Source organism: Burkholderia sp. 4NA327C6, from assembly GCF_005502655.1.
Taxonomy (GTDB): domain Bacteria; phylum Pseudomonadota; class Gammaproteobacteria; order Burkholderiales; family Burkholderiaceae; genus Burkholderia; species Burkholderia contaminans.
In genome coordinates, this window is the sequence record NZ_SCNZ01000041.1 from 22144 (window position 1) to 47344 (window position 25201).

17 protein-coding genes are annotated in these 25201 nt (G+C 63.8%); 6 read left to right on the forward strand and 11 right to left on the reverse strand.

The features are described from left to right. Positions 1–39 precede the first annotated feature (39 nt). The 5 genes from FFS49_RS31210 (at position 40) to FFS49_RS31235 (ending at position 6410) form a co-directional block, all read left to right on the forward strand. Positions 40–1014, forward strand: a complete 975-nt coding sequence (locus tag FFS49_RS31210) for an ABC transporter permease (RefSeq protein WP_105815219.1) — start codon at positions 40–42, stop codon at positions 1012–1014. Between the two features lie 45 nt (positions 1015–1059). Next, a complete protein-coding gene (locus FFS49_RS31215; RefSeq protein WP_105815220.1) occupies positions 1060–1968 on the forward strand; it encodes an ABC transporter ATP-binding protein in 909 nt (302 codons plus the stop codon). A gap of 3 nt (positions 1969–1971) precedes the next feature. Beyond that, positions 1972–2262, forward strand: a complete 291-nt coding sequence (locus tag FFS49_RS31225; RefSeq protein ID WP_159439414.1) for a hypothetical protein — start codon at positions 1972–1974, stop codon at positions 2260–2262. 216 nt (positions 2263–2478) lie between these two features. Then, complete coding sequence (locus FFS49_RS31230; RefSeq protein WP_039357785.1) at positions 2479–3687, forward strand: GGDEF domain-containing protein; 1209 nt, start codon at positions 2479–2481, stop codon at positions 3685–3687. A 680-nt stretch (positions 3688–4367) separates the two neighbouring features. Beyond that, positions 4368–6410, forward strand: coding sequence for a sensor histidine kinase (locus tag FFS49_RS31235; RefSeq protein WP_105815221.1), 2043 nt, complete (start codon positions 4368–4370; stop codon positions 6408–6410). On the opposite strand, the gene FFS49_RS31240 is transcribed toward FFS49_RS31235, so the two are convergent. Further along, positions 6377–7222, reverse strand: a complete 846-nt coding sequence (locus tag FFS49_RS31240; RefSeq protein ID WP_232357039.1) for a response regulator transcription factor — start codon at positions 7220–7222, stop codon at positions 6377–6379. The genes FFS49_RS31235 and FFS49_RS31240 overlap by 34 nt on opposite strands. Positions 7223–7358: 136 nt before the next feature. Here FFS49_RS31240 and FFS49_RS31245 point away from each other — a divergent pair, with 136 nt between their 5' ends. After that, positions 7359–7955 (forward strand): plasmid pRiA4b ORF-3 family protein, encoded by a 597-nt coding sequence (locus tag FFS49_RS31245; protein ID WP_105815222.1) that lies wholly within the window; start codon positions 7359–7361, stop codon positions 7953–7955. Between the two features lie 159 nt (positions 7956–8114). Here FFS49_RS31245 and FFS49_RS31250 read toward each other — a convergent pair whose 3' ends face one another. From FFS49_RS31250 to tssB, 10 genes are all read right to left on the reverse strand, one after another. Further along, positions 8115–12794 (reverse strand): RHS repeat-associated core domain-containing protein, encoded by a 4680-nt coding sequence (locus tag FFS49_RS31250; RefSeq protein WP_226285406.1) that lies wholly within the window; start codon positions 12792–12794, stop codon positions 8115–8117. Positions 12795–12810: 16 nt separating this feature from the next. Continuing rightward, positions 12811–14076, reverse strand: a complete 1266-nt coding sequence (locus FFS49_RS31255) for a hypothetical protein (RefSeq protein WP_105815223.1) — start codon at positions 14074–14076, stop codon at positions 12811–12813. 15 nt (positions 14077–14091) lie between these two features. After that, positions 14092–16296: a type VI secretion system tip protein VgrG gene (gene tssI / locus FFS49_RS31260; RefSeq protein ID WP_105815224.1), complete on the reverse strand. Its 2205-nt coding sequence runs from the start codon at positions 16294–16296 to the stop codon at positions 14092–14094. Continuing rightward, positions 16293–18956 carry a type VI secretion system ATPase TssH gene (tssH, locus tag FFS49_RS31265; RefSeq protein WP_105815225.1) on the reverse strand — a complete coding sequence of 888 codons (2664 nt, stop codon included), beginning with the start codon at positions 18954–18956 and terminating at the stop codon, positions 16293–16295. Before tssH ends, tssI begins: the two co-directional genes overlap by 4 nt. A gap of 12 nt (positions 18957–18968) precedes the next feature. After that, a complete protein-coding gene (gene tssG / locus FFS49_RS31270) occupies positions 18969–20060 on the reverse strand; it encodes a type VI secretion system baseplate subunit TssG (protein ID WP_224755667.1) in 1092 nt (363 codons plus the stop codon). Between the two features lie 8 nt (positions 20061–20068). Continuing rightward, on the reverse strand, positions 20069–21940 hold the full coding sequence (gene tssF, locus FFS49_RS31275; protein WP_105815226.1) for a type VI secretion system baseplate subunit TssF: 1872 nt from the start codon (positions 21938–21940) through the stop codon (positions 20069–20071). Positions 21941–21944: 4 nt separating this feature from the next. Continuing rightward, positions 21945–22493 (reverse strand): type VI secretion system baseplate subunit TssE, encoded by a 549-nt coding sequence (gene tssE / locus FFS49_RS31280; protein ID WP_105815227.1) that lies wholly within the window; start codon positions 22491–22493, stop codon positions 21945–21947. A gap of 16 nt (positions 22494–22509) precedes the next feature. Then, on the reverse strand, positions 22510–23001 hold the full coding sequence (locus tag FFS49_RS31285) for a type VI secretion system tube protein Hcp (protein WP_027791618.1): 492 nt from the start codon (positions 22999–23001) through the stop codon (positions 22510–22512). Between the two features lie 71 nt (positions 23002–23072). Next, positions 23073–24581: a type VI secretion system contractile sheath large subunit gene (gene tssC, locus FFS49_RS31290; RefSeq protein WP_105815228.1), complete on the reverse strand. Its 1509-nt coding sequence runs from the start codon at positions 24579–24581 to the stop codon at positions 23073–23075. Continuing rightward, positions 24574–25128: a type VI secretion system contractile sheath small subunit gene (gene tssB / locus FFS49_RS31295; protein WP_105815229.1), complete on the reverse strand. Its 555-nt coding sequence runs from the start codon at positions 25126–25128 to the stop codon at positions 24574–24576. Before tssB ends, tssC begins: the two co-directional genes overlap by 8 nt. Between the last annotated feature and the right edge of the window lie 73 nt (positions 25129–25201).

A 25201-nucleotide genomic window follows, 5' to 3' on the forward strand; every position in this document is an offset into this window, starting at 1 on the left:
ATGCGCGCGACCGGCACCTGAAACGATACGGAGTTTGACATGCCAATGACCCGCAACACGACCGGATGGCTCGCCGTGCGCCGCGAGCTGACGACCCGCGGAAAATGGACGCTCGGCGTGGCGTCCTTCCTGCTGCCGTTCGCCGTCTGGTGCCTGATCAGTTACGTGCCGTTCATCTGGCATCCGCAAATGCGCGTCACGAATCCGGGCAGCGTCGACTACTTCCAGACCGGCATGCAGATCGATCGCGACGTGTTCGACGACGAACTCGCCCATGCGCGAGCGACCGGCGCGGCCGTGCCCGAGGGCGTGCGTGCGAACCCGGTGTACCTGCCCGCGCCGCACCAGGTGCTGCGCGCGTTCTACACCGCGTTCACGACCCCGCCGGCATCCCGCGACGGCGTCTGGCTGCACGAGAGCCTGTGGCACAGCATCCGGATCATCTTCTGGGGCTTCGTGATCTCGTCCGCGATCGGTGTGCCGCTCGGCATCGTCTGCGGCACCTTCAGCGTGCTCGCGCGGCTTCAGGAGCCGTTCCTGGAGTTCTTCCGCTACCTGCCCGCACCGGCGTTCGGCGCGCTGATGGTTGCGATCCTCGGCATCTACGATGCGCCGAAGGTCGCGATCATCGTGATCGGGACGCTGTTCCAGCAGGTGCTGATCATCGCGAACACGACGCGCAAGCTCGAATACGGGCTGTTCGAGGCCGCGATGACTCTCGGCACGAAGAAGCTGAAGCTGCTCACGCACGTCGTGATCCCCGGCGTGCTGCCGGACCTGTATCGCGACCAGCGCATCCTGCTCGGCTGGGCGTGGACCTACCTGATCGTCGCCGAACTCGTCGGCACGAGCTCGGGCATCACGTGGTACATCAGCCAGCAGGCGCGCTACCAGCATTTCGACAACGTGTATGCGGCGATCCTGATGATCGGGATCATCGGCCTTGGCACCGACATCGTGCTCGGGCTGCTCGGCCGCCGGCTGTTTCCGTGGGACCGCACGCTGAAAGCGTGACGCCCGTTGACGCCCACCCATCGACCGAATTCCGCAGAGGCCATCATGCAGAACCCGCAAGCCGTTCCCGATTACCTGATGCAGTCCGACGCGGTGCGCGAGCGCTTCGCGCGCCTGAAAACACGCGACGTGATACTCGACGTGCGTCATGTCGGCAAGCGTTTCGCGACACCGCAGGGCGAGTGCACCGCACTCGACGACATCAGTTTCCGTACCTACCGGCGCGAGTTCGTGTGCGTGATCGGTCCGTCCGGCTGCGGCAAGTCGACCCTGATCCGCATCCTGGCCGGGCTCGACGCACAGACGAGCGGCGAGGTGCTGCTCGACGGCAAGCCCGTTGAGGGGCCGGGCGCCGATCGCGGCATGGTGTTCCAGGGCTATACGCTGTTTCCATGGCTCACCGTGAAGAGGAACGTGATGTTCGGCCTGCGGATGAACGGCAGCAGCAGCGGCCAGGCCGAGCGTGAAGCGCTGCAGTGGCTCGACCTGGTCGGGCTGACGCGTTTCGCGGATGTCTATCCGCACCAGTTGTCGGGCGGGATGAAGCAGCGCGTGGCGATTGCCCGCGCGCTCGCGAACCGTCCACGCATCCTGCTGATGGACGAGCCGTTCGGCGCGCTCGACGCGCAGACGCGGGCGCGGATGCAGACGCACCTGCTCGACATCTGGCGCAACATCGACGTGACGATCCTGTTCATCACGCACGATCTCGACGAGGCGATCTTTCTGGCGGACCGCATTCTCGTGCTGAAGGCGAACCCGGGGGCGGTGCAGGAACTGATCGAGGTGCCCGTGCCAAGGCCGCGCGACTATTCGCAGGTCAATACGCCCGAATTCGTCGCGACGAAGGCGCGGCTCGAGGCGCTGATCCATCCGAAGGAGGCAGTGGCCATCGACGACGGCGTGAGGCCGCACATGATCCGCATGACGGATGTGTCGGACAACGTCGAGTAAGTGGTGGTCGTCGCGAGCCGGCCGTCCAGCAGGCCGGTGTCGGCCAGTACGAAAGTGCCGGTGCAGTTTGCCGCAAGGCAGGCGGGCGTTCCATTGCGACACCAGCCAGTCACATGCGACGGACTGTCGTGCCGGCAACGGGTCGAACGCCTTGCCGACTGCATCGCCGGCGCGGTCGCCCAGGACAACGCCGACGATCGCACGAAGCTGCGCCGCTACCTCGAGCAGAAGGCGGCGCGGCCTGAAGGGTCGCATTGGCGCGCGTACCATGCGGCGCGCCACCGTTTGCCGTGACGCGTGACCGACCGTCGAGCGTCCCGTCAAGAACGCATTCGACATTGGTGCCCGGATCGTCGACAATTTCGCCCACAAACGATGACATGTTGCCTCATGGTGATGAATCGGCCGGGGCTGTTCCGGCTCGCCGCGAAGCAACAACAGGCGGGGCACCCGACCTACCCGTCGGGTTCGCATCCGGTCTGTCGATTTCACCGGGGCCGTCACATTCGCATGCTAGATCCTGCAGTGGCTATCGCCACATCCGCACTCATGAGCACGGTATTGCTGGTGCTGCTCGGCTCCCTGCTTCGATCGGGGATAGCCGGCGTCCTCGAATGGTTCGTCGCCAATGCCGCGATGGCCGTCGGATTGCCGCTGATCCTGATGCGCGGCTGGATTCCGGATTACCTGTCCGTCGTGGCCGCGAACATGCTGATGGCACTGGCCGCCGTCACGTACTACGCGGGGTGCGCGCGTTTTCTGGGTCGTCCCGTCCGGTGGCCCGCGCTGGCCGGTTCACTGCTGCCGCTCGGGGTCGCGCTGGTCTACTGGCGTTACGTGATCGACAGCATTCCGCTTCGCGTACTCGTCACGACCCTGTTCAGCGCGGCATTTTGCGTCGCGATCGCGCTCCTGGTGCTCCGGTACCGTCCGACCGGCCGGCACGCGTATCCCTATCGGGTGACCGCGGCGATGGCCTTCCTCTTCGCGGGATGCCAACTGGCGCGCGGGATCCATTTCATGACGCTGGACGGCGTGTCGAGCCCGCTGATGTTCGCGTCGACGGGCAGCGTGATGCTGCTGGTCGCCAGTGCGGCCATCATGCCCACGCTGTCGATGTCCGCGATGATGATGGTGCACGACGTGCTGCTCGCCGATGCGCGCGAGGCGGCGAACCGGGATTACCTGACCGGGGCGCTCTCGCGCAAGGGTTTCGAAGCGGTCGCGCGCGCCCAACTGGCCGACGCGGGCAGGCGCGGCTTCCCCGTCTCCCTCCTGATCGCCGACCTCGATCATTTCAAGTCGATCAACGATACGCTTGGTCACGCTGGCGGCGACACGGTGCTGCGCGAATTCGTTCGCGTGGCCCAGGCGCAACTGAGGCGCGGCGACGTGCTCGGGCGCATGGGGGGCGAGGAATTCGCGGTGCTGCTGCCTGCAACGGAGCCGGACGACGCGCGGCGCCTTGCGGAGCGGCTGCGCAACGCCGTGCTGGCTCAGCCCGTGACCACGTCGAACGGCCCGTGCTCGTACAGCATCAGCGGCGGCGTGGCCGGCTGGCGGCCTGGCGAAAACCTGGACCACCTGAGTACGAAGGCGGACGCCGCGCTGTACGAGGCGAAGCGCTCGGGCCGCAACAGAGTGTGCGTGCACGGCGAGACGCCGGGCGCAAACGTCTCGCCGTCGCAAGGCGGCGTGGAGCCGGCTCCGGTGTCTTGAACACGCGGGCAAGGTGATCGAGCGGTCGCTTGCCCCGCGGATCATCGTCGGGGCGGTCGACATGTATCCGGATCAGGAACTCGGGGCGCGCTGCAGGGCGGCGCGCCGTCGAACTGGGGGAGCATTCGCGAGCCCGATGCGCTGTCGACACTCGATGCTGCCTATCTGGCGTGACGCGCGGGCCTCTTCGGAATTCGCACGACCGAGGCGTCGTGCGCCGCGGTGCTTCCGGCCTCGCCCGGCCCCCTTGGGCCAGGCGAGGCTGCAGAAGGGCGGACCGCTGCCCGCCATCGTCGCGCGCAACACCACAAATGCCCGCCAAATCCTGCCGACCTCGGTCGACGGCGACGGCATTGCTGTCCAACGAGCGCCTCGTGCCTGATATTGTCCATGCTCGTCGGAATGCCGCCGCCAGCCCGGCCATATCGTTGTTGTCGGCGTCGATGCGCCGTCGTCGTGCGGGGCGTAGGCAAGGGTAGCGTTGCTGGTCAAGGGTGTCGGGCATTCACTGTCGGCGAACCGCGCCCGGCCTCCTTGATTGGCGTGCATCTTAAATGAGCGTGCGCAGCGAAAACTGACAAGTTCTGACATCCGGAGCGCGAACGGCATCGGCGTGCCGGCGGGCATCGCATGTTCGGTTATAGTGTCGCCCGATCGCAGACACGAGTACGAATCGCGTGATGTTCCGGCTCATCTTCCTCATCCTGATTACCTTGGCCTCGGGAGCCTTCGCGGCAACGCCGATTACGCTGCCGGACGGCGGGCAGGTCAGCATCCGGAACGGCTGGGATCTGTTGCGCGACCCGGGCAACACGCTCACGATCGAGCGCATGTCGCAGCCCGAGGTCGCACGCGCGTTCGTCGGCCAGACGTCGGAGCCCGCGCTCGGCTATGTCAACGGCGCGGCATGGCTGCGCCTGACCGTGACCCGTCCGGCGAGCGCACCGCCGATGTGGCTGCTGGAATTGCGGTCGTCGCTGCTGAACGACGTCACGTTGTACGTGCCGCAGCCGGGCGGCGGGTACCAGCGCCACGTCGCAGGGGATCGCAAGCCGGTGGAGCAACGCGACATCGCGTACCGCAACCCCGTGTTTCGCCTGGATCTTCCGGCGGGCCAGCCGGTCACGCTCTATCTCCGAATCCGCAGCGCCAGCACCATGAGTTTCTCGATGACGCTGTGGTCGCCCGACGCGTTCATCTCTGCCACGAGCAAGGAATCCTTGCTGTTCGGCCTGCTGGACGCCGCGCATCTCGTGCTGCTCGTCTCGAGCCTGTGGCTGTTCCGGGTGACGCGCGATGCGTCGTTCGGGCTCTACGGGCTGAGCGTCATCGTGAACCTGCTCACAGCGCTCGGCGCCGAAGGCTACATCTATCAATACCTGCTGCCGGACTTTCCGGTCGCCAGCAATGCGATCTACCTGCTCAGCTGGCTGCTCGGCACGCCCGTCGGCACGCTGTTCACCGCGCACTACCTCGGCCTGTTCAACGGGCGCTGGCGGCGTCCGACGATCGCTTTTTCCGCACTGACGATCGTCGTGGCGCTGGCAGCCGCACCCCTGATGCTGGTCGTCAATGTCTGGTGGGTGCGCCCGCTCTACCTGTTCTGGCAGATGGCGGTCATCCTCGTCACGATGGGCGTTGCGCTCTGGCTCACTGCCCGCGGACACCGGCATGCGCGGGTGGTCGTGCTCGTGCTGCTGCTGTTGCTCGGCGGCAGTGCACTCCGGGTCGCGCGCAACGTCGGCTGGATTCCGCCGGGGCTGCTCGCCGACAACGGCGGATATCTCGGCATGCTCGCGTTCATGCTGATCATGAATTCGGCGATCAGCTCGCGCTACAACGCGATGCGCAATGCGATGGAAGCGGCACAGGCTGACGCATTGCGTGTCGCGCGCCAGGCCGAGCGCGACCTGGAAGCCAAGGTCGCGCTGCGCACCCAGGCGCTTCGGGAAGCGATGGAACAAGTGGAAGCGTCGCTCGCGATGGAAAAGCGCGCACAGGACGAGCAGCGCCAGCTTCTGGCAACCGTGTCGCACGAGCTGCGGACGCCGCTGGCCGTCATTGACGCCACCGCCCAGAATCTTGACCTCGACGATTCCCGTGCCGATCCGCTGACCTCGTCGCGCTACCGGAAAATCCTGCGCGCGACGCAGCGTTTGACGGTGCTGATCAACGACTCGCTGCACGAGGACGGGTTCGAACTGCTGCGACGTGGGACCCGCATCGGCGCCACTCGGCTGGCAGCGCTGCTCGACGATGCGGCCGCCGCCGCCGGGGCGCTGTCCGATGGCCACCGCCTCGAAATCGACGCAAGAGACCTGCCGGACGCCTTCCTGTGTGACGGCAGCCTCACGCGCCTCGTGCTGCGCACGCTCGCCGACAATGCCGTCAAATACACGCCCGGCGGCACCCGGATCGTGCTGCGCGGCCGGCGTGTGCCGGCCGGTGTGGAGCTGGAAGTGGAAGACGATGGCCCCGGCATTGCGCCGGCGGACCTGCCGCACGTGTTCGATCGTTTCTTTCGAGGCCGCAACGTGGGCCGCAAGCCGGGAACGGGCCTCGGCCTCCCGTTGGCGCGCCGCATGGTCGAGATGCAGGGCGGCACATTGAACCTCGTCAGTGAGGCAGGGCACGGCTGCCGGGCGACGGTCTTTTTGCCTGCAGACGCGAACCGGGCGGCCGTTGCCGCTCAGGCCAGCATCAGCGGCACGGCGAACGTGTAGCCGGTGCGATGGACGGTCTTCAGCGGCAGTTCCGAACCGGCCTCGCTTCGCCAGCGCTGCCGCAGTCGGCTGACCATCGTCTCGAGCCTGCGTTCGTCGTAGTCGACCCAGTCGAAGCCGAAATCCTCCGCGATCTGCCGCCGGCTCACGGCCTTGGATGGATGGCGCGCCAACAGAGAGAGCAGGGCGATCTCGCTGGCCGACAGATCGAGCCGGCCGCCGGCCGGCGCGGTCAGCACGCGCGCCTGGCAGTCGAGCCGCCAGTCGTGTGCTACCCGGCGGCCGAGCGCCTGGAGAATGGCGTCGAGTTCGAGCAGCTTCACCGGCTTGACGAGATAGTGATCGGCGCCGCCAATCAGGCCGTCGATCTTGTCCTGGGTCTCGCCGCGGGCAGTCAGCATGACGATGCCGCAGTCGCGATGCCGGGCCCTGAGCCACACGGCCGCGTCGAAACCGCTCCCGTCCGGCAGCATCACGTCGATGATCGCAAATGCGAGATCCGACGCCCGTGCCTGGAACTCCGCGACCGTGCCAGCCTGATCGACCGTCCAGCCGCGCTTTTCCAGGAATGCGGCGATTTCCTCGCGCAACTCGACCTCGTCGTCGAGCAACAGCACCTTTGCCATACCGCTACCTTCGATCCGCGTTGTGTAGTTGCGGCGTCTTGCCTTCGTTTCCGCCGCGATCGACGGCCGTGCCGCGCGGGATGACGCGACGCAGCCGTCATTGGCCCCGTATTCGCCTGCGTTCTGCAAGCGCCGGGATTTTAGCCGACCGTGGCTGCGCGAGGCTGGATTACGGGCGGTCAGCATCTGTGATGCCGAATTGACATAAGAGAATTCGCCTACCAAGCTGACCGGAAGCGATTTTCGATTCGCGCTTCCAAGTGGATCCCGAGGAATCAACCCAGGTCGATAATCGTGCAGATTCCCGTTCTCCGGAGATCAAATGCCAAAATCGTTCCAGCGTTTCACCCTCAATGTGACGCTTCAGCATATTGATCCGCCGATCTGGCGTCGGATCGAAGTCGAAGGAACCGAATCTCTGCGCAAGTTGCATCATATTCTGCAGGCAGCCTTCGGGTGGGAGGACACCCATCTGCACGACTTCCTGATCGACGGCATGACCTACGCCATGTTCGAAGTCGATGACGTGATGGACTTCGCTGACCCGGGCACGACTGCCGACGACAGGAAGATTCGTTTGCAGACGGTCCTGAAGCCAGGTTCGCGCTTCATTTATCGATACGACTTCGGGGACGGCTGGAATCACAACGTCGTGGTTGAGAAGATGGAAACGGTCGAGAGCGAACCGTGGGGAGAAGCCCAAGTCATTGACGGCGCTCGTGCTTGTCCGCCGGAGGACGTGGGCGGCCCAAGGGGCTATGAGGCGTTCCTGGATACGTTATCCGACGATCCGGACAGTGAACAGGCAGCGCGTTACCGAAACTGGATCGGCCCCGGTTTCGATGCGGAGCTGTTCGATCTGCGTGCAGCCAATGCAGCGCTGTTACGCATGGCTTCCAACCGCTGGGGCAACCGATAACACACTGAGTCGAGACTTATTTGGCGGAAACGCGACATCTGAGCTTGGGACCTACGCCAAGTAGTTCGATAATTCACGTTATGTCAAATAAAAAAGATCTGCGAAGATTCATTTTCTAATTCAGACCGCCCGACTCCGACGACACGATCGTGCTGATCGTCAAGGATGGCTGCATTGTCCTTGCTCGCAACTCATAATAACGTCCCATTGTTTTCTTGCTCGGGATCCTGCGTGGGTTGTGGATTTCTCTATTCGCTCCATCTCTTCTGCGAGATATTTGAAGTGTTTCTTGTCGATTGTTACGTTTCGCCGGAATGTTTTGTTGATTGCCATTGGGAAGGTTAAAGAGGCGGCGTCTCCAATGTGTGCGCCCCAGAACAATTCGCTCCTGCAACGCTCGGTGCATATCGTTGCCGGTGCAGTGAAATTTCCTTGACTTTTGCTGCGATAGTCTCCCTCGATATCAGTGAGCGTAACATGCTGATTTTTTATGTTAAGTAAATTGTCGAAAAATGCATCTTGCTCGGCGTGCCCCTTCGATCCGCTCTCGTACGTTTTCGGATTTCCATTTCCTATGATAATAGTGGCGCGGACGTGATTCAAATGATCTTTCTCCAACCCCGTTGGATCGGTCCACCTAAATAAATTTGGGGCAAACTGATATGGATTTACCCCGCCCGCAAGTCCGATTGGGTCTTGGCTGACAAAAAATCCGATATCTGGATCGAAATATCGATATCGGTTGTAGTGCAATCCTGACTCTTTGTCGAAAATTTGCCCCTGCAATCTAATCGGTTGCTCGACGACATCTGTTTTGATATCGATAACTTTTCCGAGCGATCCATAGCGAGCCTCCCACACCAATAGGCCAGAATGATCAAGCATTCTCACGGGGGTGCCATTTAAATCATTATCGAAGAAGAATGAAATATTTTTCAGGTGTGCCGAGGTGTCGAATATTTTCCCGGAACTGTGGTACGAATCCGCATCTGCGGAACTGGGGTCGCTTTGTTGATGGTGATTCCCGTATAAGGCGACCAGAGCCTGGAAGGTTTCGGGATAATAAACCAACTCGCGCTCTTGGTGGATCGATTGCTTCGATTGCATATGATTGCCCTGCGATTTTTCGTCGATACCGGAAACGGATTCAATAATCATTGTTGCGGCATCCCAGAAGTAGCGGCACTCATATGATGGCGTTTCGGTATTTTTTTTGATTGATCTCGATTGATGTCGTCCATGTTTTGCGTGCACGATCTTACGCGTACGTCGGTGTAGTGCATCATATTCATATAATGTGCGGCACTCAGTCTCCGGCAGTGACGTTGGCGATGTCGACTCAGTTTCTATCAATTGACCTGAAACATTCCAGTGCAAAACTAGATCCTGATTGGCTCCTTGTTTGTGAGTCAGATTGCCGGCGCGATCATACGTATAGAAAAAATCGCCATACTCACCTTCTCGGACCCAGGTATCGATGTGTGGATCCTGGCCGAATACACCGTGCTGCGGATCAAGACGAATTCGTGTTTTCATCAAATTACCTGCCGGGTCGTATAGAAAACGTTGTAATTTCCCCGCAGGTTCGATATGCCCAATCAGTCGGCCCATCGGATCGTATTGATACCGATCGGTACCTAAACGAGAGTCGCGTTTTTCAAGAAGTTCGCCATTGGTGTCATGTGTGTATTCGTTAAAGGACAACACGCCAGCATCGGAGTGCAAGGACTGCCTTGCCAGCAATCCTTCCGACGTGTACGACAACTCCCGGCGCAATTCGGGTCCCAGTTGTTCGAAGCGAATTCTGCCAAGAGCATCTCGGTCAAACACAATCGGTTCTGCGTCGTCGATTTGAATGGAGCTGACCATATCCAGCAAGTCGTACCTGTAACGAACGATATGTGTGACGATTCTGCTGCCTGTATCTAGGCAGGTCCGACGTTCGATACGATTACCTGCCGAGTCATACTTACTGGTAATCGTGAAATCGCTGCCCTGCTTTTCTTGGGTTACGCGCCCGGCGGTGTCGTATTCAAGTTCGACGCGAATATTGGAATTTTCTGCAACATTCAATCTGCCAATATGGTCGTACGAGAACCTTTCCATGTGGAATCCGCTGGGCTGCCGTTGATCGACTATGCGCTTCTGCACGACACGGGCGCGCGTATCCGTTTCGTACTCAATTACTTGCCCCATCGGATCAAAGCTACGCAGCAAATCTCCCGCCGCACTGTATTCATAGCGTCGCGATTGTCCCCAGTAATCGACTTCCTCGACGAGGCGCCCCAAGGAATCACGTTTCAACTGATATTGCTCACCTTGCTCATTGACAACACCAATCAGTCGCTCCTCAGTGTCGTACCGATATTCGACCGTACTTCCGTCTGGTGCCGATCGTTTCGTAATTTGGCCGAGAGATGAGTACTCGAATTGAGTGATTCTTCCACTTGAATCGCGGTAACGTATCAGATTGCGGTCACTGTCGTAACTGCAAGAAAATTTCCGATCTCCGGGTTCTATTGCACTAATTATATCACCGTTGCGATCGTACTCGTAACGGCTTACTTGATTCAACACGTTGACTGTATGAATCACGTTTCCGCGCGCATCATAGGTGTATCGGGCATGATGTCCCAACGCGTTGACGACATCTGTAAGATTACCGTCATCGTCATAAGTAAAGTTGGTCACGGCGCCGCGAGGACCGGTAAACGAGATAAGTTGTCCTAGTATATCGTAGCTGTACAGTGAGCGTGCTTGCGATGGCAATACCTGTTCGATAAGGTTGCCGCGGTCATCCCAAGTAAATTGCCACTGTCTTGTTCCCATGTCTGTCACACGCAATGGCTTGTGATTCGCACCGTACTTCACGTGTATGCCGGTGCCGTCGGGTAATGTTTGATCAAGTAGGTTGCCGTATATGTCGTAAGACCACATGGTAGTGCGTCCCACGGGATCAGTCGCTGCGTTAGTGCGGCCTCGTGTATCGCTGCAGTAACTCCATATACCACCGAGCGGATCGATACGCGCTACAGGCATACCACGCTCGTTGGCCTGAAGGATTGTTGTGTGCCCCAGGGAATTGGTAATTCTCGTCTCGTGATGTTCGACATCGTAGACAAAATGATAATCGAAAATTCCTTTTTCACCCCAGGCGTGATCGACGCGCCACAAACCATCGTCGTGTTGCAGGTGACTGTAATAAAAAGATATCCCCCGAGCACTCGTGTGTCGAATCATTCGATGACTATCCGTGTAAGCGAATCGATGCGGCTGTCCCATCGCGTCGCGTGTGGCAATCAGATTTCCATTCTGGTCATGCTCGTAAGCAACGAGCGGGTGTGCATGGCCGTTCGCATCGATCAAAGTCAACGCGGTGAGTAGCTTTGTTTGCTCTTCCACCCGACTATTCACGAATGCGTCGCACTCGATCGTGCGTCCGCTCGTCACTTCTCCCCTCCATTCGACCAGACGTACAAGGTCGCCCTCAGATCCACGCTCGAATGCCCAGGCATTACCGTTTGGATCGATCATACGTTCAACAAGCAACGCTACCGTTGTGTTTCCTCCTAGCGTTTCCGCTGAGTGTTGCCAGTGCGTCGGTACCACAAACTCGTGCTCAATCCCGGCACGCGTGCGTAAGACAAGGTATTCGCCCCGCCGGTATAACACGTGCCCGTACTGCCAGTCATATATGTTCGTTGGCGATCCGCCTGTACTTGGCATCGCGTCGAAAGCCGTCGTGTGATCAGGAAAGTGCGCAGAAATACCCACCCCGTTCTCGTGGTGAATAAGTTGAAGTCGGATATCAGCCAGCGTTTGCCATCCCACTCCGATTGCTCCATGCCGCATATTGTGACTTGCATAGTAGCGATCCCAGATGAGGGGGAATCGCCCTGCAATCGTAAAGTCATGCTGTTGTACGATCACTTCACCGGTGATCGAGTCGACGGGCTCCGCGTCTAGCACCTTGCATTTGAGAAACCCAGGTTTCAAATGCAGCTTGTCCGCCAGCGCCTTCGCCCACTTCGAACCACGAAACGCCTTGAACAAGCCCTTCGCCGCCGCCGCCATGTTCACGATCGGCGGCCCACCTACCAACACCGGCCGTCCCGCCGGAATCGGCAACATCACCGAACTCGGCATTGACGGATACGTCCGATCCGTATGCGCGCTGTTATGCGGAGGCGGCTCCATTCCGACCGACCAGCAACTCAACGCCTCCAGCGCCATGTACGACATCGGATCGTTGTTGGCGAGCACCGTCTTGCTGCCCATGAACGATTCCCCGTCGTTCGACGGTTCAACCTCCTCAGGCGGCGGCGCAAACGACTCCCCGAGCGGAAAATGCAACCCCGGAACGTGATACGCATGGGTACCCGCCGTGGCACGCATCATCCCGTTCACAAAAATCGGCCTGCCGCTGCTGCCACCTGACCCGACGTTCGAGCCGAGATCGTCACTTATGCGGTTCTTGATCCGATTGGCGTCTTTCGCCAATCTCATGCCCTCAGCGATAGTCGGATCGTTCTTGAAGTCCGGCAGCTTTCCACCGCCCATGAGTTCATTGACTTGCTGATTCGCTTCATCTGCCAAGTGTTCCAGCTTCTTCACATCTTCGGGATGGTGTTCGATGTATTCAGTCACCTTCTCCTGCGCGATCATCGTCGCAATGCAGCCAACCACGGCCTTTGCGGCCTGGATGTACTCGCGCTTATCGAGCATGAACCCGACATGAGGATGCGGCAGGAACACCGGCGGTGTACCCGGCGTGACCAGTACCGAATGAACGTCGACGCCAACAACCGGATCGAGGTGCTTGACGGCCAGAAGTGCCACGGTTTCGCCCCCCCGCTCAGCGCCCACTGCGCAACGCCGCGACCTTCTCGCTCAACGCGTTGCGCCGTCGGTCCTGCGTACCCAGCTGCGACACCATCCACTCGACAACCATCGGCAGACTGCTGTTCGCCCGCATCGGCTCGTCGATCATCAACCCCGCATCGAGCGCATTGAACCCGGCCTCCAGCGCGTGCTCGCGCTCCCCTGCCCGCTCCCAGCACACCGCGCTCATCCGCCAGGCCTCGACCGTCATCAGCCCGTCCTTCGCCGCCGTGGTCGACGCCACCGCGCGCTCGTAGCAATACGCCGAGTGTGCATAATCCTTGTGCGTCAAATGCACGCTCGCCTCGCCGAACAACCCGTTCGCCACGAGCTTGTGCCCTGCCGGATGCCCGGCTTCAACCGCCCGCGTACCGCTGCTGGCCGCACTCCGATACGCGTCGATCGCCTTCTCCCGATCACGCCACTTCAGATAAGCAGCCCCCGCGATCAGATGCACGACAACGCACTGATCGAACCACTGCTCGCGCTCTGCCACCTTCAGCGCCGCCGCGCGCAGTTCCTCCAGCCGGGCAGGACTACCGCCTTCGATCATCTCGGTCAGCATCACGAAATGCCGTCGAAACTCACCGCTCGGCCCGCGCTCGCCCGATTCCGCCAGCAACTCACGCGGCACGCTCGCCATGGAATACTTGCCGTGCACGACGCGCACCGCGGCGCGATGCCGTTGCATCAACGACGCAAACGGCGCGATATCGATACGCGGCACGACGAAGCGCACACGCTCGGCAAGCTGCGGCGCGATCGCAATGATCGACAGCAAATCGTCCATCCATCGCACCCATGCCGTTTCATCTCGCACTTTCACAGGTTCCAGCACGAACACCATCGCCGGAAAAACATCCGGATGGTGCTGCATGAGGCTATCGGTAACCGCGAACAGATACAGCAAGGGATTCTTGCCGTCGTCGTACGGCGCCTGCCAGTCCGCACGCACGCCTTGCGCATGGGATGCCTCCCGCCGGCTGTCGTAGAACGCAATGAGCTCGTCTGTCAGCGCCTTCGCATAACCAGATTCGTTGACGAACGACGCCCGCATCGTCCTGACCGCGCACGACGTTTCGTCCTGGACCTGGAAATACAGCCGCACGAGCTCCGCATCCGTCTCGTCGGTCCGCCAGATCATCAATCGCGCATCCTGCTCTTTCGCGAAACTCATCCAGTCGGTATGCGCATCCATGAACCTGCGCTCCACAGGATTGGTCGGCTGCCAGTTCTGCATTCGCGCGGGCCTCCGTCACGGATTCAGTTTCAGGACGGCACCTTCGACCGTGTGCTCGGCGGTCGCCGACGACGTCACCGTCTTGCCGTTCACGCTGTGGGTGTTCGTACCGGTCGACGCGACGTTGACGCCCTGGATCGAGATCGTGCCGTCGCTCTTCATCACGATGCTCGACATCCCGCAGACGAGCGAAAGCTGGTCGCCGGCGTTGACGGTCACCTGATGCTGTACGTTCGTCGTATGGTTCGCACCGACGTTGACGGTGTGTTCGCCGCCGACCGTGTGCGTATGCGCATTTGCGATCGTCGACGTTCTCGTGCCGATCTCTTCGGTATGCGCCGATGCAACCAGCGTCTTCATGTCCTGCGACGTCGTCTGGTACATCTGCCCGACGTTCAGCGTCTTGCCTTCGCCGATCGTTTCGGTCTTGGCATGCGTGACCGATTCCGTGTGGCTGCCGCCGATTGTCGCTTCGCGATCCGACGCGATCGTCACGGTCTCCTTCTTCCCGACCGTTCGCGTCCGGTTCCCACCCACTGCATGCGTCTCATTCGCCCCGATCTGCGCGACCCGGTTCTGCCCGATATTCACCGTCTCGTTCTGCCCCACACTCCTCTGCCGGTTGTTCTTCACCTGCATCGTTTCGTCGTTCCCGACCGTATGCGTATGGTTGTTCCCGACAGACAGCGAGTGATCGGCCTCCGTCTCCGCATCGAAATTCCGCTCGGCATGCATCCACAGTTGCTCGGCGCCCTTCTTGTCCTCGAACCGGAATGCATTGGCGTGGTCGGTCGTTCCACCCGGCGACGACCGCGACAACAGCCCGCTCTGCGTCGCACTTCCGGGCAACCCCCACGGCGGCATCTTCTCGCCGTTGAAAACCCGCCCGGTGACGATCGGCTCATCGGGATCGCCATTGAGAAAATCGACCACCACCTCATCGCCCACCCGCGGAATCTGCACACCCCCGAACCCACCTCCGGCCCACGGACTCGACACCCGCACCCAGCACGACGAATCCTGGTTGCTTTGCCCGTACCGGTCCCAGCGGAACTGCAGCTTCACGCGCCCATACTGGTCGGTCCAGATTTCCTCTCCCGGCGGCCCGACGACGGTGGCCGTCTGCGGCCCGTTGGTGCGTGGCCGCGGCGTCTCGCGCGGCGACCGGTAAGGCAGGCTCGACGGCTGCACGAGCATCATCGTCTGATGCACGACGGCCTCCGCACCTTGATCGCTCGCATACGCGTTCTCCTGAAACCGGTACTGGCACCGCACGATCAGGTACTCGCGGTTCTGGTCCGCTCGCGGGCAATGTTCGAGCGTGAACAGATAACCGGGCGCGACACCCCGCACGTCGGTATCGGCGCTCGCCCGCTCATGTTCCGCCTGCTGTTCCTCGAGCCGCACGCGGCTGTAATGCGCACCGGGTGCATCGTCGCGATACCCCCCCGGCCACTCGAACGAAGCAAAACCGTCGTGATCGTGCCCACGCGGATCGACCTTCTGCGACGAAAGATCGGCGCGCGGCTTCGTATAGTCGTAATCGGTGGTCTGGTGCCGGCCGACGCTCACCGCCTGCGCCGGCAGCCAGCCGTCGATGTGCTCCTCGTCGGCGATCGCGGTGCGGTCGCGCGCGATGTACGGAATCGTCTCGTAGCCGGGCAGCACGGTGTGCGACGACATCGCGTCGCCGAGCATCAGCGTATGCGTGTCCTCGGCATGCCGGAACCAGAAGTAGATCCCCTCGAACTCCATCAGCCGCGACACGAACGCGGCATCAGTCTCGTTGTACTGCACGCAGTAGTCGCGCGGCACATACGATTCGGCGAGGTGATTCTCGATCGGGAAGCCGTATGTCGACAGCACCTCCTGCACGATCTCGGGCACGGTCTTGTTCTGGAAGATCCGGCAATCGGAGCGGCGCGTCGCGAGCCACAGCCACGGGCGCACGATCAGTTCGTAGCCGTAGTAGCGCTCGGCGCGCCGGCCGGACAGCGATGCGCGCGCAACGATCCCGTTCAGGTAGCGGGTCGACAGGTCCTGCTGTTCGATCCGCACCGTCACGGGCTTGCCGAGCAGGTCCTTCAGCGACAGACTGTGACTGTCGGCGAGCGCCTCGATCCGGTATTCGAACAGGCGGCCGAGTTCATCGCTGCCGTCGAGCGTATGGAACTTGAGGCCGTCGCCGTGCGGGCTGTCGAGTGTGAATACGCGATTCACGTCGTTTCCTCCTCGTCGAACCGGTACGTGAATTCGCCGTCGGCGGCGCTCAGCTCGATCGACGCCAGCGTGCGGCCCTCGAGCGTGGCCTGCAGGACTGCGCGGCCGATGCGCGGCATCACGGTGTGCGTGAGGATCGCGTCGACCATCCGGCCGCCGGATTCGATCGTCCGGCACCGCTCGACGACCAGCGCGGTCGCCGCATCGGTGCAGCGCAGCCGGATGCCATGATGTTCATCGATCCGCTGCTCGATTCGCCGCAACTGCAATGCGACGATGCGCGCGAGCGTCGCATCGGTGAGCGGGTAGTACGGCACGACGGTCAACCGGCCGAGCAGCGCGGCGGGAAACACGTCGAGCAGCGGCGCGCGTAATGCATCGGCGAGCGTCTGCGTGTCGGGCAGACGCTCAGGATTGCGGCACAGCTGCATCACGCGATCGGCGCCGACGTTCGACGTCAGCAGGATCACCGTATGCCGGAAATCGATGTCGCGCCCCTCGCCGTCCTCCATCCAGCCCTTGTCGAATACCTGGAAGAAAATCTCGTGCACGTCGCGGTGCGCTTTCTCGATCTCGTCGAGCAGCACGACGCTGTACGGGCGGCGGCGCACGGCTTCGGTGAGCACGCCGCCCTGCCCGTAACCCACGTAGCCGGGCGGCGCGCCCTTCAATGTCGACACCGTATGCGCCTCCTGGAATTCGCTCATGTTGATCGTGATCGCGTTGTGTTCGCCGCCGCACAGCGTGTCGGCGAGCGCGAGCGCGGTCTCGGTCTTGCCGACGCCGGATGGGCCGCACAGCAGGAACACGCCATGCGGTTTCTTCGGATCGTCGAGCTTGGCGCGCGCGGTCTGGATGCGCTCGGCAATCAGTTCGACCGCGTGCTGCTGGCCGACGACGCGCTCGCCGAGCGTATCGGCGAGCTTCAGCACGGCCTGCGTTTCGTCGCGCACCATCCGGCCGAGCGGAATGCCAGTCCAGTCGGCCACGACGGCGGCCACCGCGTGCGTATCGACGGCAGGCAGCACGAGCGGCGCATCGCCCTGCAGGTCGGCCAGCGCCTGCTGCGCGGCCGAGAGACGGTTTTGCGCCGCAACTCGTGCATCCGCATCGAGTGCGTGTGACGGATCGTCGTCGAGCAGCAACGCACGGGCATCGACGATCGCCGTCAATGCGTCGCGTTCGGTTCGCCAGCGCGTGTCGAGCCGGTCGAGCTCGGTCCGGGCGGCGGCAATGTCGTGCTCGATCGCATCGCGCCTTGCGGTATCGCCGGTGCCGAGTGCGCATTCGCGTCCGATCCGCTCCTGTTCGACGCGCAGGCTGTCGATCCGGCGGCGCGCATCTTCGATCGGCGCGGGCACCGCGTGCTGGCTGACGGCGACGCGCGCGCAGGCCGTATCGAGCAGGCTGATCGCCTTGTCCGGCAGTTGCCGGGCGGGAATGTAACGGTGCGACAGCGTGACGGCGGCCTCCAGCGCGTCGTCGAGCACGAGCACGCGATGGTGTGCCTCGAGCTTCCCGGCCAGGCCGCGCAGCATCGTCAGCGCAGCCGCTTCTTCCGGTTCATGCACGTGCACGAGCTGGAAACGTCGCGTCAGCGCAGGATCCTTCTCGATGTACTGCTTGTACTCCGACCACGTGGTCGCACCGATCGTGCGCAGCAGCCCGCGGGCGAGCGCGGGTTTCAACAGGTTCGCGGCATCGCCGGTGCCGGCTGCCCCGCCCGCGCCGACGAGCGTGTGGACTTCATCGATGAACAGGATCGCCGGCCGCTCGGACGACATCGCCTCGTCGATCACGCCGCGCAGCCGGCTCTCGAACTCGCCCTTTACGCTCGCGCCGGCCTGCAGCAGCCCGATGTCGAGCAGGTACAGTGCGACGTCTTGTAGCGACGGCGGCACGTCGCCGGCGGCGATCCGCAGCGCGAAGCCTTCCGCGACAGCCGTCTTGCCGACGCCGGCCTCGCCGACCAGCAGCGGGTTGTTCTGCCGGCGTCGCAGCAGGATGTCGACGATCTGGCGAATCTCCGGATCGCGCCCGATCACCGGATCGATCTCGCCGGCCCGCGCGCGGGCGGTGAGGTCGACAGCGAAACGTGAGAGCGCCGCGCCGTCGGAGGCGGCTGTGGTTGCACCGCGCATTCCCGTGTCGCCGCCAGGAGCCGTCTGCCCGGCCGCCTGCGCCTCTGGTGAACCTTCGACGATCGACCCGAGTTCGTCGGCGAGCACGTCCGGCACGATGCGCTCGAATTCGCGCGTGATCGCCAGCAGCACGTTGCGCAACTGCGGTGTTTTCAGGATCGCGAGCAGCAGCACCGCGCCGCGAATGCGCGTCGCGTCGTACTTCAGCGTCGTGTAGACCCATGCGCGTTCGACCGCATCATCGATATGCACGGACAGATCCGACACCGAGCCCGCGCCACGCGGCAGCTTGTCGAGCGCGGCCACGAGCCCGCGGTCGATCGCGGCGTCATCGACCCCGAAGTGGCGCAGCACGCGCTGCAGGTCGCCGTCGGGCCGCTGCAGCATCTGCTTGAACCAGTGCGCAAGCTCGACGTACGGATTGCCGCGCAGCCGGCAGAAGCCGGTCGCCTGCTCGAGCGTCTCGTAGAGGAACGGATTCAGCTTTCCGAACAGGTTGGCGCGGCCGATATCGGACATGACGGTTCCCGTTTAGGCGGTTTCGCGATGAAGGGGGGCGCCGCCGCGCCGCACGTCGTAGCGGACGACGAGGTCGCGCGCGGGGCCGGGGTCGAGCCGTTGTCCGAGCCACGCGGTGCGGCCGATGCCCTGCGGCGCGCCGAGCGCGATCGCCGGCACCGCGTCGGCCGCCAGTTCGAGCTGCACGTCCCAGTCGAACTCGATGCCGACGTATTCGCGCACCCATTGCGCGAGCTGCCGCGCATGCGGGCCGCCCGGCAGGAAACGGCGGTAGGCATCGAGCGACAGCGGGCCGAGCACGATCCGGAAGCGCGACTGCGCATCGCGCACCGCGATGCCGAGCGCAACGGCGCCGACCCGCAACGTCGGCCGCGTCGCGCGGATCGTGCAGCGCTGTGAACGTTCGATCGCGACCCATTGCGGCACGTGCTCGACGATGCGAGCCTCGACGCCGAAATGCCGGCGCAGGATCTGCACGAGCCCTTCGGGGTTGCGCGTGTGCCGCACGAGATGGCCCGCGTGGAAATAGCGCGCATGCGGCGCGAGCGTGTCGGCGTCGGCATGGATGTCGGCTTTCGTGACGGGCTTGTCGCCATGCGCGGCCCGCCCGATCAGGCTCGCGACATAACCGTCGAACCGTGCGCGTTCCGGGCGATCGAGGCTCACCGTCGGCTGCGCGTCGGCCCACGCGCGGTAGAACAGCAGGATCAGCCGGTGATGGAACAGGTCGGCGAACGCGGCGAATGTCGGGTCGTCGTGCTGCGCCGCGCGTTCGTGCGCGTATTCGGTCAGGTGCGTCGGCAGCGGCCCGTTCGGGCCGAACAGTCCGAACCCGTGGATCGCGATGCGCGGCGGCATGCCGCTGCCGTCATCGCTCACGCCGGCCAGCATCGACGCCGCGAACGCGAGCGACGGCTGCTGCCCGAGCCGCACCGTCTCGTCGCGCGGCCGCGTGGCATGGCCGAGCGGCGGGCGTCCGGGCGACAGCGCATCGAGCCAGCGCAGCGCCTGGAACAGGTCGTAACCGTGCGGCGCGGCGCGCAGGCGCGCCCACCACGCGTCGCGGCGAGCGGCTTCGGCGGCGGGCCCGGCACCCGGAGACATATCGCGCCTCATATCGCGGGCCGCCTGCCGATGCGCGCCGGCCAGTGTGCGAGCGTGCCGCGCTGCGCGCTGGTCAGCACGCATTCGGCGAACGCGTTGATCGACACGTGGCGCGCGAAGAACTGTTCGAGCACCGCGCCGAGCAGGAATGGGCTGTCGCCGGAGAACGCATGATCGTCGACGGTCACGTTGACCTGCACGCCGCGCCCGAACATCAGCGGGCCGGACGCCGGCAGCCGACGGAACACCGGGGAAAACGCCACGCGCAGCAAGCCGTCGATCTGCCGGCGCATCGCGACGTCGGCCGGGTCGGCATGCAGGCCGAGCAGTTCGCGCAGCGCATACGCGCCCTCTTCGTCGTCGAGATCGGTCAGCGTGTGGCGTGCGAGCCCGAGATGGCGGATCAGCCGCCACGCGGTTTGCGCATCGGCGATCGGCGGGCGCGGCCGCGACGGGCCGCGGATCGCGACGATGCTTTCGACCGGGGCCGACACGCGCAGCGTGAACGTGTTGGCGTCGCCGGGCGGCTGCAGCAGCACGAGATCGCGGTTCGTGCACAGCGTGTCGGCCGCCAGGTGGCGCATCGTCTCGTCGTACGGCGCGCACTGGCTGTCGACGAGCGACACATACGTCTCGCTGCCGACATAGCCGGTGCGTGTGCCGTTCGCGCGCGCCTGCGCGGAGACCAGCCTCGGTTCGCGCCGCACCGTGTAGTACGCGCCGTGGTTGCCGTCATCGCTCGCGAACGACGCGTGAAACGGCCGGAATTCGCGCGACTGGCCGCCGTCGCGCGGCTCGCTCGCGAGCCGTTGCACCGCATAGACCTCGTAGTCGAGCGGACGGCTGCGATCGACGACGACATGGTGTTCGCGCGCGCCTGGCTGCAACGGGATGCGGTCGGCACGGCGCGCGAACAGGTTCACGGCCGGCGTGCAGTTCAGCGCGAGGTGTTTCGCGCTGACGGCCGCTTCGAGTGCCGCATCATGGCGGTCGAACAGCACGGTCAATTCGAACTCGTCGCCGGTCGCGCGTGCGAGCGCGGCGCGCAGCCCACCGATGCTGAAGAACAGGAAGCGCGCAGGAAACGCGAAATACTCGCGAAGCAGCCGGTAGCCGTGGAAGCTGCGGCCGTCGTCGGGCAGGATTGCCTGTGCGGGATCGAAGCCCTCGTGGACGATCTCGTCGGCGTCGAGCGTATGCAGCCAGCGCGGCGGCTGCGCCGGATCGTGGCACACCACGCCGAGCGCATGCGCGGCGATCAGTTCGAGCAGGTGCAGCGCATCGCGCTCGGGGCCCGCGAGATGGAACGTCAGCCGGTCGAGCGGCAACCGGGAAAGCCTGGCGCCGCCGCGCGCCTTCAGCCGGATGCGCAGCGCGCCGCGCACGTCCTGCCGCGCGGCGAAGGCGCCACGCGGCAGCCACGACGGCGCGCCGGTGACGGTCGCATCGGTCAGTTCCAGCGGCCACAGCGTCAGGTCGTGCGCGGTGCGGAATTCGCATGCGGTCTGCTCGGACGCGGCCGGACGCGCGCGCAGCGCGGTGCCGGCCGGCAGCCGCCAGCCTTGCGCAAGGCTGCCTTCGTTCAACAGCGGCGCGAACCGCACGATCGCCATCGACGGCAGCGGCGCGATATAGCCGGGATACACCGCATCGAGCAGCGCCTGTGTGAAGCGCGGAAACTCGGCGTCCATCTTGAGCTGCACGCGCGCGGTGAGGAAGCTGAAGCCTTCGAGCAGCCGCTCGACGTACGGATCGGGCGGCCCCGATTCATTGAGCCGCAGCCGCGCGGCCACTTTCGGGAACTGCTGCGCGAATTCGCCGCCGAGTTCGCGCAGGTACGCGAGTTCGCGGTTGTAGTAGTCGAGCAGGCGCGTATCCATTGCGTCAGGCCCCCGCCACGGATTGCAGCGACATCGCGCCCGTCTCGAGATCGAGGTCGGAGCGCAGCACGAATTCGAGCGGGTGCGGGATCGACCACAGCGTGCCGCGAATCTCGAACAGCAGCACGTTGTGGCGCCGCTCGCCCACGCGGCCGCCGGCCACGTCGATCACGCTGCGCACTTCGACGCTGTCGGGCGCGATGCGCGGCTCGAAGCGGACGATCGCGTCGCGGATCGACGCCTCGACCGACATCCGCTCGACGCCCGACATCGGCTTGCCCACGAGCGGCCGCATCCCGTAGTTGAGCACCGACGCCTGTGCATGCGCGAACGCCGACCAGTCGACGAAACCGTCCTCGGCGTTGCGCGTATTGAGCAGCCACGCGAGATCACGCAGCACGGCCGCGCGCAGGCGTTCGGTGCCGATCCACTGCGCGCCGGGCGCTTCGGTCGCGCGCTGCGGCGTGTCGTCGGTGAGCCGGTCGAGCAGCGCGGGCTGGAGCCGGTCGCGCAGGCTGCCCTCCCGCCCGTCGCGGGTTCGCGGGTCGTCCATGGTCATCTCGGCGCCGTCACATCTCGGTGTTTTCCTTGATGTTCCAGCCGACGGTCACCTCCGCGCCCTTGCCGCCGTTGTCGTTCTGCTGCCAGTACTGCTTCTTCACCTTCGCGGCCTGGAAGCCGTAGTGCATCATCAGCCGGTCGGCGACGTCGCCCGGATCGATGCCGGCGACCTGCGCGGACGTGACGAGCACCTCCTGCAGCGTCACGCGCATGAACTCGACCTGCGTGCCGCCCGTCTTGCACGCGGAGATCTCGACCGACGAAAGATGCTTGCCGTTCGCGCAGTTCTTGATGATCGCGGGCGCGCCCTTGTCCATGTATGCGGCGACGACGAGATCGTTGAAGCTCGCCTTGCCCGCATTGCCGCCGCTGCCGCTCGCCATCGCGCCCGGCTGGCTCGCGCCCCACGTGAACGACTGGATGTCGGTCCAGCCCTTGTGCTGTGCGTCCGCCGATTCGCCGGTCACGCCGTCCACCTTCATAAACATTGCCACGCCCATTGCCGTCTCCGTTTCAGTGCGATGTCAGGATGAATGCCGCGTTGAATGCCGATCGTTGCCAGTTCCGCCGTTCACTCGTTGGCCGCCTTCGCGGTAGGCAGCCGCGAGATGAGCCGCAGCGACACCGTGAGCCCTTCGAGCTGGTAATGCGGCCGCAGGAAGAATTTCGACGTGTAGTAGCCGGGGTTGCCCTCGACTTCGTCGACGACCACCTGCGCGGCCGCGAGCGGCTTGCGCGCCTTGGTTTCCTGCGACGAGTTGATGGGGTCGCCGTCGACGTAGTTCATGATCCAGTCGTTCAGCCAGCGCTCCATGTCGTCGCGTTCGCGGAACGAGCCGATCTTGTCGCGCACGATGCACTTCAGGTAATGCGCGAAGCGGCAGCACGCGAACAGGTACGGCAGGCGGCCGGACAGCCGTGCGTTCGCCGTTGCGTCGGGATCGTGGTACTCGGCGGGCTGGTACAGCGACTGCGCGCCGATGAACGCCGCGAAATCCGAGTTCTTCCGGTGTACGAACGGCATGAAGCCGTTCTTCGCGAGCTCGGCCTCGCGGCGGTCGCTGATCGCGATCTCGGTCGGGCATTTCTGGTCGACGCCGCCGTCGTCGGTCGGGAACGTGTGGCTCGGCAGCCCTTCGACCGCCCCGCCCGATTCGACGCCGCGGATCGACGAGCACCAGCCGAACTGCTTGAACGAGCGGTTGATGTTCGCGGCCATCGCGTAAGCGGAATTCGCCCACGTGTAGCGGTCGTGGTTCGCGGCGTCGGTGTCTTCCTCGAAGTCGAATTCGTCGACCGGGTTGGTGCGCGCGCCGTACGGCAGTCGCGCGAGAAAGCGCGGCATCGCGAGGCCGATGTAGCGCGAATCCTCCGACTGCCGCAGGCTGCGCCACGCCGCGTATTCGGTGTTCTGGAAGATCTTCGTCAGGTCGCGTGGGTTCGACAGCTCCTGCCACGAATCCATCTGCATCAGCTCCGGCGACGCACCGGCAATGAACGGCGCGTGCGCGGCCGCCGCGATCTTCGACAGCTCGCCGAGCATCTCGACGTCGGGCGGGCTGTGGTTGAAATGGAAATCGCCGACCAGGCAGCCGAACGGCTCGCCGCCGAACTGCCCGTATTCCTCTTCGTAGATCTTGCGGAACAGCGGGCTCTGGTCCCACGCGACGCCCTTGTAGCGCTTCAGCATCCGCGCGACCTCGTTGCGCGACGCCGGCAGCGCCTTGATCTTCAGCAGCTCGTCGGTCTCGGTGTGCGTGACGAGGTAATGCAGCCCGCGCCACGCGCCTTCGAGCGTCTGGAATTCGTTGTGATGCAGGATCTGGTTGATCTGCTCGGACAGCTTGCGGTCGATCTCCGCGATGATCTGCTTGACGCTGCCGTACGCGTCGGTCGTCATGCCGACCGTATGTTCAAGCGCCTGTTGCGCGAGCGTGCGCACCGCGCGCTCGACCGACTCGCGCGCCTCGGCCGTCTTCGGCTTGAATTCCTTTTGCAGCAGCGCGGCGAATTCGTCATGCGCGACAGCCGGTTGCGCAGCGTCGCGCGTGTCTGCGCGGGATTGGACGGGATCATTCATCGCGGGCCTCCGGTGGGGGCGCATCGCCGCCCTGCGCGGGCTCGTGCGGGTTGCGCACGAGCGTCTTCAGCAAGTCGGGATCGTTGATCGCGCGCTCGATCAGCTGCTCGGCGCCGTGCTTGCCGTCCATGTACGACAGCAGGTTCGACAGCTCGGTGCGCGCCTCCAGCAGCCGGCGCAGCGCGTCGACGTTGCGCGCGATCGCGGCCGGCGAGAAATCGTCGATCTGCTCGAACGTCATGTCGACATTGAGCATCCCTTCGCCCGTCAGCGTGTTCGGCACCTGGAACGCGACGCGCGGTGCGACCGATTTCATCCGCTCGTCGAAGTTGTCGACGTCGATCTCGAGGAACTTGCGCTCCGGCAGGTCCGGCAGCGGCTCGGCACGCTTGCCCGCCAGGTCCGAAATCACGCCCATCACGAACGGCAGCTGCACCTTGCGTTCGGCGCCGTAGGTCTCGACGTCGTACTCGATCTGCACGCGCGGCGCCCGATTGCGCGCGATGAACTTCTGTCCGCTGCCTGCCGCCTTGGTTCTGTCCGTCATCGTCCACTCCTTCACATCGATCAGGTTGCGCAGTCCGTCGTCACCGCCCGCATCGCGGCGGCGCTCACTCGTT